The organism is Streptomyces sp. CA-106110, from assembly GCF_050936285.1.
In the GTDB taxonomy this organism is placed as follows: domain Bacteria; phylum Actinomycetota; class Actinomycetes; order Streptomycetales; family Streptomycetaceae; genus Streptomyces.
In genome coordinates this window covers 755002-769502 of record NZ_JBNJNB010000002.1, presented here as the reverse complement: position 1 = coordinate 769502, position 14501 = coordinate 755002, and the positions used below count along the sequence as shown (strand labels likewise).

Here is a 14501-nt window from a genome sequence, read left to right as displayed (position 1 = left end):
CGTACCGCGTGCGCCCGCACCCTTGTACGCACAGGCGTGGATGAGAAGACCGGCGAACGCCTGTCGCTGTCCGCTCTAAGGTTACGCGTCGGCTGGTGCGCTGACCTCGTGTCCAACCTGGCCGCCACCCTGCTGGCCGAACACTGCAATACCGGCGATGTTGAAGTGCTGGCCTCCGGCGTGGACGAGGGCGGCCGGGCACTGCCGTCGAACGCGTGGATGGCGCTGCGGCGTCTGGGCTGGAGTGCCGCCCCGCCCGAGGGCGTGAAGGTCAACGACCGGATCGTGCGCATGGCCCAGGAGCAGGCCGGGCGGGCGCTGCGCTCGGCGAAGTGGCGCGCTGACCTGACTGCCGGGGTCGTGGCGGCATGGCCCATCGATCCGGGCAAGCGCACTGCCCGCGAGTGGGACGCCGTACGTGAAGCGGTCCCTGGTGGAAAGTATCTGCCGTCCAGCATCATCAAGGCCCGCACCCGGCAGGCCGCCACATTCGCCAGGGCCAACGGCCGTCTGCCCGTGGACGTGTTCGAACTCGAAGGCACCCCGAAGGCGGCGCGCCTGCTGCTCCTCGCCGCATGCGATGGGCAGCAGGCCACGATCGAACGCTCCGAAACCGGCACCGGGCAGGCGCTGCTACGGCTTCAGCTGCCCACCCGCCCCGACCCGCAGGCATACCGGGACTGGACGTGGGTGGCCTGCCCCATCGCTTTGCCGCCGACGGTCCCGGCATCGGCGGTGCTCCACCTTCCCACCCTCCGCTGCGCGGGTGACACCGTGCGCGCTGACCTGGCCTACACCCACGCCGTCCCCAAGGCCCACCGCACCGGTCATGCGGTGGCGCTCGGCGTGGACTGGGGCCTGAACACGCTCCTCAGTGCGGGCGCCGTGCAACTGAACGGCGAGGGGCGGATCACCGCGCTCGGGGCCGGCGCCCAGTTCCGGGCCGCCGGTGTGCTCGCCAAGCAGCACCGCCTGCGCCGCCTCTCGGAGCGACTGCACACCAAGAGCAAGCACTATGAACGGCTGATCGCAGGCCACGACGACCACCAACTTGCCCCCAAGCTCGACGTGCTCCGCAGCGAGATCCAGCACGTGTCCAACCGCCGGTCGAGCCTCAACGACGCGCTCGCATGGGCTGCCGCCAGGTGGGCCGTCGACCAGGCGATTGCCGCCCGAGCCACGGTGATCTATGTCGAGGATCTGCGGTCGATGGAAGCCGGGGGCATGGGCCGCACCCTGAACACCCGCCTGTCCCAGCAGGTCCGCGGACAGATCGCCGACCGCATGCGGCACCTTGCCACCGAGCAGGGCATCGCCGTGGTGACCGTTCCTGCCCGGAACACCTCCAAACTGTGCCCGCACTGCCTGACCCCGCTGCGGCACCGCAAAGCCCCCGACCGGCCCACCCTCACGGGATGGAAATGGGCCATCTGCCCCCACCAGGACTGCCGTTGGCAGGGCGACCGCGACCACGGTGCCTGGCGACGAATCGCAGCCCGCGGCCTGGCCCACCAGGCCACGACCGTTACCGACCGCACCAGCGGCCACATGGCGATCCGGACGGTCCTCGACAACCTGGAAGCGAACTCCGTCCTCACACCGACTCCCAAGACCAGCCGGAAGGACCGGACCAAGACCGGCCCTACCCGGCCACGTTCCACACGCCCCGCGCCCAGGCGACGCAGGGCACCCTCCCCAGCACGGCTTCGCGGTCGTGTTGGCCAGCGTCCGGAGGGACACGCTCACACGGACCGGACCCGGCTGCCCCGCGCAGCCCACCGACACCAGGGCGTGAACACGACCAGCACACCCACCACCGGCCACCGGCCACAGGGGGCAGCACTCGGCGCGGGATTCCACCTCCACGCCCACGCCTCCCCACCACGGTGGGAAACGATCCCGGAAACTCAATCCAACGCAGGATCGCTTAGCTGATCAGAGACGCTGCTCGTGTCCAAATCGATCCCGAACGGAGCGGGCAGGTGCAGCCTCGTGCCGAAGGGGTGCGGTCCGTCCGCTTTCGTGTAGCCGAGGCGGCCGGGATCCGAGAACAGGGTGACGCTGCGCTCTATCCGGTCGAGCAGGAGATAGAGCGGCGCCCCGTATTCGGCGTACCGACGGCGCTTCACGACCCGGTCCGTGTCCGCGTGGGACTCCGACGTCACCTCGACCACGAGAAGCGTCTGATCGGGCAGCAAGGAGCCGCCACCCTTGGCGATGTCGAGTGGCACCACGGCGATGTCGGGCACGTACCAGTTCGCCGAACCAGGAAGGTCCAGATTTCCCGAGCCGGTGACGCAGTCCAGCTCCCGCACCCGCGGCTTGATCTGGTCGCGGATCGCCTCGGCTGCCGCCTCGTGGTCCCAGGTAGGTGAGACGGGCTCGATGGCTCCTTCGATGATCTCGACGCGGTCGCCCCCACGCATGTGCTGAACGGCGTACTTCAGGGCCCGCTCGGGGTCAACGCCCATCTCGTAGTCGGCGGCTGCACTCATGCGGCGTTCCCCTCCTCGGCGGCCTGCTTTGCCCTGTAGGCGGCGACGAGCGCGGACGCGTGCTGCGGGGTCCAGCCGAAATGCCGGGCAACGGCGGACGCCCCGCCCCGTCCCAGGCCAATAGCGACCTGCGCGGCCAAGTCGGCAAACTCCTCACGCCGGACCTCGACCCTCTTGAGGGCCTTCTCAATGGCATCTTGTGCCTGGTCGAGTCGGCGCCGCTGCACCTCGCTCAGCTCGGCGAGCGGGGCGCGTGCTCGGGGTGCGTCGGTCATGCACACAGCCTGCCGGACAGCCCGATTCATTTCAAGTCGGCACTTGTACTTGAGGGGACCAAGCGAAAGAATGATCAAGGATAAAATGGCAGGTCAGAGGATGTTTCATCATTGCCGGAGATGACCGGATGACCGCCAGTGCGCCCTCCTGTACCGGCAGCAAGCGCGACCGGAACACTCGGATCTTCGACGAATGCATGGATGCACTTGAACCCTGGAGGGCACCGGCCGCAGGCCCGCCATCGGCGCGATCTCGGCCCGCGCCGCGCCACTGCGCACCGTCGTCACAGACTCCGGCGCCGACTGCGCATCCAAGGCCGGGTCGGGCAACTCGACGTCCGGAGCCAGCGACTGCGCAAGCCGCGCTTGCGCAGTCGTCGCGTCGTCCGCACTGCTGCGCAGCCACGCGCCGACGAACACCTGCGCATAGCCGCCCGGGTCGGCAGCGGACGCGTGCGCACGGCGGTGGGCTTGGCCGCGGGGGCCGCCGCGACCGTGGTCGGGGTAGAGGCGACGGCAACGCACAGGGCGATGGGGCCAGCCACGATGACGGTCCAGACCGCCACGCGTGAGAGGCGTACGCGGCGGCGCATCGCCTCCAGTCGGGCGCCAGCCGCCATCGGAGCAGCGGCCTCACTCTGTGAGGCCTGCTTGCCGGGGGACATGGTCAAACTCCCAGATGAGAACTGATGTTGCTGACCTTGAGAAAACCCGTCGACCCCGACCCGACCACCGACCACGGTCACGATGGGGATACGAAGTCCATGGTTGGGGTCGTGGTCGGCCCAACCATGGGTTAGCCGCGCACTGGCGACAGGCCCTCGCACCCGGCGCACGATCCCCCTGAGCGGCGACCCTCGTGCGATCAGGTGTCGCTCGGCCACAGGCCCTGGACACCGATGCGCAGACGGAAGCCGACCGGGCCGCGACAGACGCCTGCGCAGTGCGCCAGACAGACCTGCGCACGACGGATCAGAAACCCGCCGACTGCGCAGCCGCCCCCGGCGCAATTCGACTGCACAGGATCTTCGACCGGTTGCGCAGCCCGGTTGCGCAACACCCGTTTGGTGCCGCGCAGTCGGCTGCGCAACGCCGGTCGATGCTGCGCAGCCGGGATGCGCAACCGCTGAGCGCCCAGGCTGAAGGTGCGTGGCTGGCCCGACCATGAGCCCGATCATGGCAGCGAGACGGCTGTATTGCCGGATCGTGACCGATGGTCGGGGTTCATGGCTGTCAGCCTGGTCGGGGTCGGCGGGTGTGCTGAAGACATGGAACACACGCACGCCCGCGTATCCAGGGCCTCCGCCGGCCGGCCCACCTCGGCGGGCTCGGTGTGCTGCCCTGGCCACCGAGCGCGGTCCGCTTCGGGGGTACGGCGGTGAGCCGCTTCGGGGCAGGCGTCCGGCGCGGCGTGATGGCGGCCGACCGGTTCACTCAGATCGCCAACAGCCTGTTCCGCGACAGCCGACTCTCCTACAAGGCGAAGAGCATCTTCGGGTACGTCAGCACGCACCGGGACGGCTGGCAGGTCACTCTCGCCCACCTCGTTGCCGTAGGGCCCGACGGACGGGAAGCGGTCCGCGCCGGCCTGAAGGAACTGGAACGGCACGGCTACCTCATCCGCGAACGCCTGCGGCGGGCGGACGGAACGCTCGGCGAGGTCGTCTACTCGATCACCGACCGCCCCGCCACCCTCGACGTCGCCCTGCTGGAAGCCGCCTAATGGGACGTGCCGGGTCGGTGAGACTCGGTGCCGTAGCCGCCAGCAGGTGAGCACTTCAACCGCCGGAAGCATCCGACTTCTGTGGTCAGACCGTGCCCCTGCTGGTCGGCCGGGAGGCCAGACCGTTGATGGGGTGGCGTGCCCGCCCCACAGGGCGTGAGCACTGGATCCATTAGGCCGCGTGCCGCGCCTTCCGCAGGCTGCAGAGGAAGCGAAGTTCCTTACCAGGAGGATGAGTTGCTGCTGATCGGCGATGACTGGGCCGAAGACCACCACGACGTCGAGGTCCAGGACGAGGCCGGCCGGAAACTGGCCGCCGCGAAGCTGCCCGAGGGCGTGGAGGGGATCGCGAAGCTGCACGAGCTCGTCGCGAAGCACGGCGGTAAGGACCTGGAGGCCGTCGAGGTCGTGGTCGGGATCGAGACCGACCGCGGTTCGTGGGTGCAGGCCCTGATCGCCTCCGGCTACCAGGTCTATGCGATCAACCCCAGGCAGGTCGCCCGGTTCAAGGAGCGGTACGCCTCCTCCGGAGCCAAGAGCGACAAGGGCGACGCGCACGCGCTCGCGGACATGGTCCGTATCGACCGGGACCAGCTACGGCCGGTGGCCGGGGACAGCGAGCAGGCGCAGGCCGTCAAGGTCGTCGCCCGTGCCCACCAGACCCTGATCTGGGAACGCACCCGCACCTTCCAGCGGCTGCGCAGCACGCTGCGCGAGTACTTCCCCGCCGCCTTGAACGCCTACGCAGACCTCACACTGACCAGCACGGACGCGCTGGAACTGCTGATCAAGGCCCCTACCCCGGCAGCCGGGGCGAAGCTGACCCGCACTCAGATCACCGCCGTGCTGGCGCGCGCCCGGCGCCATCACCGGGACGCGAAAGCAGCCACGATCCAGACCGCGCTGCGCGAGCGGCAGCTCGGCCTGCCCGAGCCGGTCACGGCCGCCTACGCGGCGACCGCCACTGCCCACGCCCGGCTGATCATCGCGCTGAACGAGCAGATAGTCGAGCTGGAGGGACGGGTGAAGGCCCATTTTCTCGCGCACCCGGACGCTGAGATCTACCTCTCGATGCCCGGCATCGCAGAGATCACCGGCGCCCGGGTGCTCGCCGAGTTCGGAGACGATCCCACCCGCTACACCAGCGCAAAGGCCCGCAAGAACTACGCCGGCACCAGCCCGATCACCCGGGCCTCTGGCAAGAGTCACACCGTCCAGGCCCGCTACGTCCGCAACAACCGGCTCGCCGACGCGCTGCAGACCCAGGCATTCTCCGCCCTGCGCGCCTCGCCCGGAGCCCGCCACTACTACGACAAGCAACGTGCCCGCGAGGCCGGTTACAACCCGGCTCTGCGGCAGGTCGGCAACCGCCTCGTCGGCATCCTCCACGGATGCCTCAAGACCCGAACCCTCTACGACGAAGCGACCGCCTGGTCGCACCACGCCCACCCCCATGCCGCTTGACACCAAACGACATGGGGTGTCTCAACCCTGGCGAACGACGACGAACGCGACGTCGACTTCGGGGCGGGGATCCGGCGCGGCGTGATGGCGGCCGACCGGTTCACTCAGATCGCTAACGGCCTGTTCCGCGACGGCCGAATCTCCTACAAGGCGAAGGGGATCTTCGGGTACGTCAGCACGCACCGGGACGGCACCATCTCGTCCAGCGCGCCGGTACGGCGGGCGTACTTCGGCAGCAACCGCGGGGTGAAGGTGCCCAGCCGGTCGCGGGGAACCTGCACCGTCACGGTGCCGACCTCCGTTATGACCTTCTTGGCCCGGTAGCCGTTGCGGCTGTTGCCACCCGAGCGGGATCTTCGCCCGTCGACCCGCCCGGCCTCCGCGGCCAGGTGCAGGTCCATCTCCGCCTCCAAAGCGGCCTGCACCAGGTGCTGGGCCAGCTCGGGCAGGATCCCGCCCTCGCCCATCAACTTGAGCCCGCCCTCGGCGGTCTTCTCGGCCGCCAGCTCCTCCAGCAGGTCGGCGGACAGGCCGTTCGCGGATACCGGCATCGACTTCACGGCGAAACCCTCGATGCCATCGCCGACCTCGGCAAGCGACACGCCCTCAGCAGTCTCGATCAGGCGATCCCTCGTCGTACTCATCAGGTGACTCCTTCGTGGAGCCCACACCTGGTTCATGACACTCCCTCAGCGGGTTCTTGCGAGTCGAAGTGGCGCGTTGCTCGCGCCGTCGTGACAGCGCGAAAATCGGTCGTGGGCGCCGCTCGAGCCGGGCAAACGCCGGGGCCCTGGGGTGTCGGTGACGTCGGTGTGGTTTGGGTCTGGTGGTCCGGGGCGGACGAGGGTCCGGCCGGGTGGCGTGTCCTGTTGCCACCCGGCCGGATACCGGTTTTGTGCGGTGTTGCACGCCGCGGTCAGCGCTAGTAGTTGTCGTTGCCGTTGTCGCTGCCGTTCCCGTCGCCCCAGTTGTCGTTGCCGTTGTGGCTGCCGTTGTGGTTGCCGGTGTTGTGGTTGCCGTTGTGGCTGCCGTTGTGGTTGCCGGTGTTGTGGTTGCCGTTGTGGCTGCCGTTCCCGTCGCCCCAGTTGTCGTTGCCGTTGTGGCTGCCGTTCCCGTCGCCCCAGTTGTCGTTGCCGTTGTGGCTGCCGTTGTGGTTGCCGGTGTTGTGGTTGCCGTTGTGGCTGCCGTTGCCGTTGCCGACGTTGCCGTTGCCGTTTCCGCTGCCGTTGCCGTCGCCGGCCACGACCATGTGCGGCACCTCGGTCGGCGTGGCGGCGAACGCGCTGGTGGACAGCGAGGCACCGCCCGCGGCCAGGAGCGCCGCGACAACGATCGCCGCAAGGCGCGTCTTCGGGGTGTGAGTCATGAGAATTATCCTCGTGTGAGAAATGGTGAAGGGTTATCGAAATAGCCCGGGCTTGTTCGCGGGTTATTCGCCGGCGGGACGCATGTCCCGCGCGTCACTCGCCTGAATTTTTTTCCGGACGGTGTGGCCGGGTCACTTTTCCTGCGTGAACCCGATGCATCCATTAACCCCCGGCCGGGCCGCCGGGTCATGTCCCTAAATGCCGTGGCCGAGAAGTCGGGACTTGACAGGAGGGGGAATGCTGCTACCTCGCCCTGGCATACCCGGGGTGCCACCGCCCGCCGGTAGTGGCCGGCCGGCAACCGGGGCCGGCCCGCGCGCAAGCCACCCGGCCCCCCGGCGCCCCCGTGAGGCGCCGTGCGCCGGCCGGCCCCGCAGGTGGCCGCACCAGACCTCCGGGAGCCGGATCGTTGAGAGGGACAACCGCCCCCGCCCGACACTGCAGCCGGCTGCCCAGGCGGGGAGCATGCCCTCGGTCTGCGGCCGGGCCCCGGGAGCCCCCTGGTCCGTGGCAGCGGCCTTGAGGGGCGTTCGCCGGGGAATGGGGGCCCCTGCCGCGGTCGGCCGAGCCGGGCACACCCCCCACGACAGCGACAGGGCTGAAGCCTCTGACCCAAGGCCACCGAAGAACATGCGCCCCTTGGAAACGGCCGCCGCTGCGCCCCGCGGTGCGGGGCTGAGGCAAGGCCTGCGCCCTTGCCGCCCACCCGGCCCCACCTGCCGCGAAGACGACGCCCACCGGCAACGGCCCGCCAAGCCGCACGCCGGTAACGGCTTTGCCTCCCTGCTTGTTTCGTCGATGGCCGGGGGAGTGCGGCAGCGCCTGGCGCAGGGCTTGCCGAGGGGCCCGTGCTCGGGGCACCTGGGCACGCCCGCCGCCGGGCGGCTCCCGCACTCCCGGCGCGCCGGGGGCTGCCGACACCTTGACCGCCGTGCGGGAGCCGCCCGCGCAGCATGTGGCCCGGCTGCACCGGCCCGGCCGCCGCATCGCTCGGCCACCGCCCGTCCGGCTTGCCGACGCGGACACCGCCCGGGCGGGCCGGAACACGATGGGAGCGGCGCGCGATGGGCGGCCGGTGGACGCTGCCGTGGAGTCACCGCCGGGGGAAGGTGGCCTGCGGTGCGGTGCACCACAGGCCGTGGCCCGAACCCGCCGGATCCTGCCCGCTCCCACCTCATCCGGCCTGATCGGTCTGGTCCGGTCTGGTCCACAACGACACCCGACGGCCCGGCCCGTGCCCCGTTCCCGGCCGGACGGGGTGTGGTGTTCCGGCTGCGGTGCGCCCCGGCCCTGGGGCGGTCGGGCCCTGGGCCTGGGGCGGTCGCTGCCGCGGCCCGGCCGCATCGAGGGCGGCGGTCGGGAAATCCCCGGCCGAAGGCCGTTGACCCCCGCTCGGGATCGGTGGGTCCGTGGCGGTGTGGGCCGGGTTTTTGTTGGGGGAGGGGAGGGGGGGTTTTAGCAGGTGGGTTGATGCGGGTCAAGCCCCGAGTTGTAGGGGCGTGACGGCGGGGTGGGGGGTGGTGCTTACTTGAGGTGTCGGTTCGACCGGAGCGGTTGCCGGGAAGGCCCGGGATTTCGGGTGATGGTTTTCCGTTTCTGGGTCGGGCGGACCGTCCGGGAAAAGTGAATGTTTTTGCTTTTCGCTCGTCGACCTTTCCCCTTTTTTGTTTCGGAGGATTATCATGGCTCGCTCGTCTCGTTCCCGTCGTTTGGTGATGCTGGCTGCCACGACCACGCTGGCTGCGGGGGGTGCGCTGGTGCCGACGGGTGCGTTCGCTGCCGAGCAGCACGCTCCGGTGGTGAAGTCGGCGGTGGTTGCCAAGGGTGGCCACGGCGGCTGGGGCGGTGGTCACGGTGACCGCAACCACGGCGGCTGGGGGCGTGGTCACGGTGACTGCAACCACGGCGGCGGCGGCCGGGGCGGGGGCCAAAACGGGGGCGGTGTGATCATCGTGATCAACAACACCAACGGGAACAACAGCGGTAACGGCAGCGCGAACGGGAATGCCAATACAGGCAACGGCAACGGCGGCGGTAACGGCAACAACACGGCTTAACCTCAATACCGGTAACTTAGGGCGTTGATGTCCGCTTGACCCGTTTGGGTTTGGCCTCGATTGTTCTGCGGCGTGACGGCCTCGCCATGGGCGGCTGTCTGCCCGTTATGTCCCGTGCCGTGTCGGGGTGGGCCGTCGCATGACGCTGCGGGGGCGTCGGGTTCCACGGACCCGAGGGTGGTGCGGGTCTTCTCCTTCCTGGTCCTCGTCGGGGTGGTGACCAGCCGTCAGGGGGCGGCCGGGAGTTCGGTGGTGCGCTGCCAGGCGGTGGCGAACGCGGCCGCCCATGGCCAGGTGCGGTCGAGGTGGAGGGTGCGTCGGCGGGCATGGGCGGTGAGGCGGGCGGGCAGGTGGTACAGCTTCATCCGGATCGTCTCCGGCTCGGCACCGGCCAGCTCCGGCTCGTCATGCAGGAGGAGGAGTCGCATCCAGGCGTCGAGGTCTGCCGCGAGGGCGGCGGCCAGGATCCAGGCGGCGTTGAGCTGCCAGGACTTCGAGGGCAGCAGGGCGAGCCCGACCCGCTTGATTGCTTTCACGCGGTCCTCCACCTCAGCGTGATCGCGATACAAGGCATCGACGAACCACATCTGCCCGGAGGCTGGCACCCCGGAAAGCCCGTGGTGGGCGGGGATGTTGGTGGCGATGATCTGGTAGCGCCAGCCGGTGCGCTTCTCGAAGGCGGTCAGCTTCTTCGCATCCCGGCGCGAGGGTTTTACCCGGCGCACGATCAGCCGCATCCCCTCGGGCCAGCCGGTCAGGTCGCGCACCCCGGTCAGCTCGGCGACCTGGTAAGACAGCCACTCGCCGTCGGGGCCCTTGATCTCGTGCACCTGGCCGTCCTGCCGCAGCGCGCAAGTCCACACCTGCTCGGGCAGCAGCGCGATCGCCCGCTCGTCCGCGGTGTTGATCGCCCAGCCGGTCACCCAGCGCACGCGGCGCCGGCTGGTGGTCAGCGCCTGCAGGTGCTCGAGGAGGGCGTGGCTGAAGGCCGCACCGTCGATCCGGATCAGCAGCTTCGACCATATGGGCAGCGGTAGCTGGCGCAGAGCTGCGGCCAGGACGCTCTTGTGGTCGGCGACGTCGTTGGCGGCGGCGTTGCCACACCGCAGTAGCATCGCCGCGCACTCGCGGGTATTGGCCACCCACGCCCCCAGCGGATGATGCCCATAGCTGCCTTTGAACGTGCCGGCCGCCCCCTCCTTTCGGCTGCTGCAGGTCACGATGGTCGCGTCGAGATCCAGGACGTACCAGCCGGCCAGCTCCCGCCCGCACACCGAGATCCAGGGAAAGCCCCCGGGGCGCAGGGCGAGCATCGTCCACACCACGCGTCGTATCGCAGCGCGGACGCGCTCAACCCGCGCCGCCACCGGGCCGTCGATCGCCTCCAGGGCGCGGCGCAGGGTGCTGTCTGAGATCGGGCGCGGGAACAATCGCCGCCAGTGGTGCTGGAGTTGTTCGGCCTCCAGGACGTTGGTGGCGCCGAGCATGATCGCGCAGGCGAGCATGACCAGGGCCTCGCCGCGGTCACGCCAGCCCGGCCCGGTTCCCTGGGGCAGGGCTCGGGCCAGGGCCGTGGTCAGTCCGGTCTTGTCAGCGATCCTGCGCAGGAGCACGACGCCGGCGTGCCCCACGAGGTTGCGGTCGTCGGCCCGCACGCCGAGCCGGTGGTCCCAGCGGGTACTCTTCACCTTCCGGGTGCCTCTTCCTCGCGACGTTCTTGATCTAGGCAATCCAGATCATCGCAGGTGAGAGGCACCCTTCTGCTGTCAGGGCGTCAGTTCCACTTCATAGCTGAATACATGAGGTTGGTGGCACCGACGATGGTGATGGCCGGGATGCGTGGGCGGTCTGCAACGCGGTGGATGACGCGTTTGAGAGGCCAGCTGGCGACTTTGCGTTTGATGACGCGGGGGCTGGCCCGGCGGCGCCGCGGTGGCAGGAGGCGTTCGAGGAGTTCAGCGCGGGCTGCTTTGACCGCGCGGGCGAGTCTGCCGGGGGAAAACGGCCCGACGACGAGGAGGTGCTGCGTCTGGTGAGCGCGCATCTTGGTTCGCTGGCCGCAAGGGACCTCAAACTCCGGTGCGCCGACGGTCTGGAGCACTCCACTCATACGTGGGCGGAGCGTAAGCGGGCCCTGACAAAGGAGTCTTCGTCGCGTTGGGCCGGGAGTATTACCAAGGCCACGCATGATCAGTGGGCGCTGTCCAGGCGTGCCCAACTCGCGCACATTCAAAGCCTTCAGGCGGGCGTGCGGGCGATCGCGCACCGCCTGTCCCTCCCGGTCGGGGAGAAGGCAAACGGGCGGGCGCCGGGCGGTTACCGCAGCGCACAAGAGTGGTTCGCCAAGTCCCGGCGCCTGCAGGTCCTTGAAGACCGGCTGGGTGCCGAGCAGGCCGATCACGCTGTTGGCCGCGTCCGGGTGGTGCGCGGCGGGAAGCGGCTCGCGCGCAACCGGCACCACCTCAAGGCCGCCCAGCTCACGCAGGCCCAGTGGCGGCAACGGTGGGAAGCATCGCGCTGGTTTCTGCAGGCGGACGGGGAATCGGGCAAGCGGTTCGGCAATGAGACGATCCGCGTCACGCCCGAGGGCGAAGTGTCACTGAAGCTGCCGGCGCCGCTTGCCCACCTGGCCAACGCCCCGCATGGCCGGTATGCGCTCACCGGCGCTGCCCTCTTCCACCATCGCGGCGAGGAGTGGGCCGACCGCATCACCACGAACCGGGCCGTGGCCTACCGCATCCACTACGACACAGGCCGCTCCCGCTGCAGTCTCACCGCCGCTTCCTCTCCGCGTTTTGGTGGCATCCCCGAGGGGGTGAAGCCGTGCCCATTCCACCGGTATTCGATCGTGACCGCGGGCAGGGAAGGACAGCACAATCCATCATTGGGCCCGTAATGGGCGTAGGTGACTCGGATGGTGCCCGGTTTTCCGGGAGTGATGGCTTGAATGGCCAGGCTTTCGCTGCCGCTGTCCCAGCCGACAAACGTCGTGCCGTGCCAGAAAAAGACCAGTTGCCCGTGCCCGTCTACGCTCGGAGAACGGGTGCCGATCACCGCGGTCAGATAACCGCCGGACCCGTCCGCTACCGTGACCGGGGCGCTGGACGGCGCGAAATGTTCCGAGGGGTCGCCTGTCTCGACGGTCGTGGTCATCACCCGCGCGATCGCGCTGGGACTGGGCACGTCGGCCCGGGAGGAGCCAGGCGGCGCCCCGATCGCCGCAACGCTCAGACCGGGCCGGGACCCTACGGAGGGGGCAAGCCCCCCGGAGGGGGGCGCGGCTAGTGCCGTTGCGGGGGTCAGGGTCAAGACGACGGCGGTGGCAGCGAGGGCGGTGTACAGGAATCGGGAACGGAGTGCCGGCCTGGGCTGTCTCGGTGGCAAGCCCTGGGCAGGTGCGGCCGCCGCGGGCACCGGGTGATGTGTGCATGGGTGAGTGCTCATGGGTTTTTTCTCTCCGGGGTGCGGGGTTTTCGGCCCGGCACACGGGTTGGTGAATTTTCGTCGTGCGCCGGGGCGGCCGCATCGCGAGGGATGAGGGAAAGCACTGCGGTGGGGTTCGTGTTCTTCGGGTTTTGCATCGAGTCGGCCCGGCCGAAAAATCGCCAGGGGAATGAGGAATCACGGCTCGACAAGTTCGGTGGTCCAGGTTGCCGGGGCTGCCCTGTCCGGTGCCGTCACTGCTGGTGCCCCGCCGGTGCCGCCAGGGCCGCCGTGGTCGTGGCCCTCCTGGTGGCGCTGCCCGTGCCGAGGTCCGTCTCCCCGCGCCGCAGCGCCAGATACCTCCGCACGCCCCTGTTGGCTTCCCGTCGTACCCCGCGCAGCACCGGGACCTGGGTGGCCCTGTGCAGCTGGTAGTGCCACGGCACCTGGGGCCCCTGCCGTACCGACATCGCGTAGGCGAAGTCCACCAGATCCTGCTCAAGGTAATGGTCGAGATGCTCGAACCAGGCCATGCTCGTGCGGGCCGCGGCCTGCACGGGATGGAGCGCGGCCCGGCGGCGCTTGTCGTAGGCCTGCAAAGCGGCAGGCAGCTCTGCCTCCGTATACAGGCTGTGCGCGAGCTCGATCGCATCCAGCAGCGCCAGCCGGGTGCCCGAGCCCAAGGTGTAGTGGGTGGTGTGGGCGGCATCCCCCAGCAGCGCCACGTTGTCGTGGCACCAGGTGGCGTTGCGTACCTCGGTGAAGTACTGCCAGCGTGCCGATTCCCCCCGGGACTGGCCAAGCAGCGCGTGGCCGTCCAGAGCGGAGGCGAAGATCTGTTCCAACAACCGCACACCGTCGGCGGTGTCGAGCGTATCGAGCCCCAGCCCCCGCCAGGTCTCTGGGGCGCACTCGACGACGCAGGTGCTGATTTCCGCGCTCGAGGGGTAGGCGTAAAACCAGATCCACCCGGCCGGGGTCGGTTCGAAGGCGAAGGTGAAGCGGGGGAACACCTTGTCGGTGCCCAGCCATATGTAGGGGTTGCGGCCGACTTCCAGGCGGGTGCCGAAGTGGTCGCCGTGCAACTGGCGCACCCGGCTGTTGGCCCCGTCGCAGGCGACGATCAGGTCGGCGTCGGCGAGCTCGGCCAGGTCGTCGACCTTGCGGCGGTGCTGGACATCCACCCCCAGCTCCGTTGCACGTCGGGTGAGGATGTCGAGCAGGGTGGCGCGGGCGATGCTGTAGCCGTACCGGCCCAGATACGCGGTCTGTTCCCCGCGGCGGACCTCCTGGTCCTGCCACAGGGCCGAGGCCGCACGCACCGCCTGGGCGCTGTCGGGGTCGTTGCGGTAGAGGTGGTCGAGCAGGTCGTCCCCATACCCCACGCCCCAGCCGTAGGTAGCCCCCGGCGGGTCGCGTTCGATGACGGTGATGTCATGGCCGGCATCGCGGCGCTTGGCCGCGATCGCGAAGTACAACGCGCCCGGTCCACCGCCGACGCACACGATCTTCATGGCGTGTGCCGTTGTGGCTGCACGGCCGGGCGGCCGCATCGCGGCTGCGGCACCCGGGTGCGCGGTCGGTGTCGGGGTGGGGCCGCCCAGCGGCGAAAGGGCGGTCCCGGCCGCCATCCCCTGCCGGTCGGGTCCTTGGAGTAGTGGTCGCATGGGTTCCTCTTTGCTGGGTTGAGTCTGCGG

General features: G+C 69.5%; 11 protein-coding genes and 3 pseudogenes. 5 read left to right on the top strand and 9 right to left on the bottom strand.

From position 1 onward, the window contains the following. The first annotated feature begins 36 nt into the window (after positions 1-36). Positions 37-1935 (top strand): zinc ribbon domain-containing protein, encoded by a 1899-nt coding sequence (locus ACQEXA_RS61105; RefSeq protein WP_433135282.1) that lies wholly within the window; start codon positions 37-39, stop codon positions 1933-1935. Here the strand turns inward: ACQEXA_RS61105 and ACQEXA_RS61100 are convergent. From ACQEXA_RS61100 to ACQEXA_RS61090, 3 genes and pseudogenes are all read right to left on the bottom strand, one after another. After that, on the bottom strand, positions 1908-2495 hold the full coding sequence (locus ACQEXA_RS61100; RefSeq protein WP_432941683.1) for a Uma2 family endonuclease: 588 nt from the start codon (positions 2493-2495) through the stop codon (positions 1908-1910). The genes ACQEXA_RS61105 and ACQEXA_RS61100 overlap by 28 nt on opposite strands. Further along, entirely contained in the window at positions 2492-2770 is a 279-nt protein-coding gene (locus tag ACQEXA_RS61095) for a hypothetical protein (RefSeq protein ID WP_432941681.1), read from the bottom strand. Before ACQEXA_RS61095 ends, ACQEXA_RS61100 begins: the two co-directional genes overlap by 4 nt. Positions 2771-3022: 252 nt before the next feature. Beyond that, positions 3023-3435 (bottom strand): annotated as a pseudogene (locus ACQEXA_RS61090) (conjugal transfer protein); the annotation flags it as partial. A gap of 713 nt (positions 3436-4148) precedes the next feature. Here ACQEXA_RS61090 and ACQEXA_RS61085 point away from each other — a divergent pair. Next, positions 4149-4493, top strand: coding sequence for a hypothetical protein (locus tag ACQEXA_RS61085; RefSeq protein WP_433135281.1), 345 nt, complete (start codon positions 4149-4151; stop codon positions 4491-4493). Between the two features lie 237 nt (positions 4494-4730). Next, on the top strand, positions 4731-5957 hold the full coding sequence (locus ACQEXA_RS61080; protein ID WP_433129981.1) for an IS110 family transposase: 1227 nt from the start codon (positions 4731-4733) through the stop codon (positions 5955-5957). Positions 5958-6142: 185 nt separating this feature from the next. On the opposite strand, the pseudogene ACQEXA_RS61075 reads toward ACQEXA_RS61080, so the two are convergent. Further along, positions 6143-6508 (bottom strand): annotated as a pseudogene (locus ACQEXA_RS61075) (transposase); the annotation flags it as partial. Positions 6509-6879: 371 nt separating this feature from the next. Further along, positions 6880-7323 carry a hypothetical protein gene (locus ACQEXA_RS61070; RefSeq protein WP_432941678.1) on the bottom strand — a complete coding sequence of 148 codons (444 nt, stop codon included), beginning with the start codon at positions 7321-7323 and terminating at the stop codon, positions 6880-6882. A gap of 1683 nt (positions 7324-9006) precedes the next feature. On the opposite strand from ACQEXA_RS61070, the gene ACQEXA_RS61065 reads away from it, so the two are divergent. Then, positions 9007-9381 carry a hypothetical protein gene (locus tag ACQEXA_RS61065; RefSeq protein ID WP_433135279.1) on the top strand — a complete coding sequence of 125 codons (375 nt, stop codon included), beginning with the start codon at positions 9007-9009 and terminating at the stop codon, positions 9379-9381. Between the two features lie 227 nt (positions 9382-9608). Here the strand turns inward: ACQEXA_RS61065 and ACQEXA_RS61060 are convergent, their stop codons facing one another. Both ACQEXA_RS61060 and ACQEXA_RS61055 read right to left on the bottom strand, forming a co-directional pair. Continuing rightward, on the bottom strand, positions 9609-11069 hold the full coding sequence (locus ACQEXA_RS61060; RefSeq protein WP_432926072.1) for an IS1380 family transposase: 1461 nt from the start codon (positions 11067-11069) through the stop codon (positions 9609-9611). A gap of 86 nt (positions 11070-11155) precedes the next feature. Continuing rightward, positions 11156-11425 carry a hypothetical protein gene (locus ACQEXA_RS61055; RefSeq protein ID WP_433135550.1) on the bottom strand — a complete coding sequence of 90 codons (270 nt, stop codon included), beginning with the start codon at positions 11423-11425 and terminating at the stop codon, positions 11156-11158. On the opposite strand from ACQEXA_RS61055, the pseudogene ACQEXA_RS61050 reads away from it, so the two are divergent. Beyond that, a pseudogene (locus ACQEXA_RS61050) lies at positions 11378-12163 on the top strand (IS200/IS605 family accessory protein TnpB-related protein); the annotation flags it as partial. The gene ACQEXA_RS61055 and the pseudogene ACQEXA_RS61050 sit on opposite strands and share 48 nt — an antisense overlap. Here the strand turns inward: ACQEXA_RS61050 and ACQEXA_RS61045 are convergent. After that, a complete protein-coding gene (locus ACQEXA_RS61045; RefSeq protein ID WP_432941673.1) occupies positions 12124-12534 on the bottom strand; it encodes an LppP/LprE family lipoprotein in 411 nt (136 codons plus the stop codon). The pseudogene ACQEXA_RS61050 and the gene ACQEXA_RS61045 overlap by 40 nt on opposite strands. 524 nt (positions 12535-13058) lie before the next feature. Then, positions 13059-14471, bottom strand: a complete 1413-nt coding sequence (locus ACQEXA_RS61040; RefSeq protein ID WP_433135278.1) for an FAD-dependent monooxygenase — start codon at positions 14469-14471, stop codon at positions 13059-13061. Between the last annotated feature and the right edge of the window lie 30 nt (positions 14472-14501).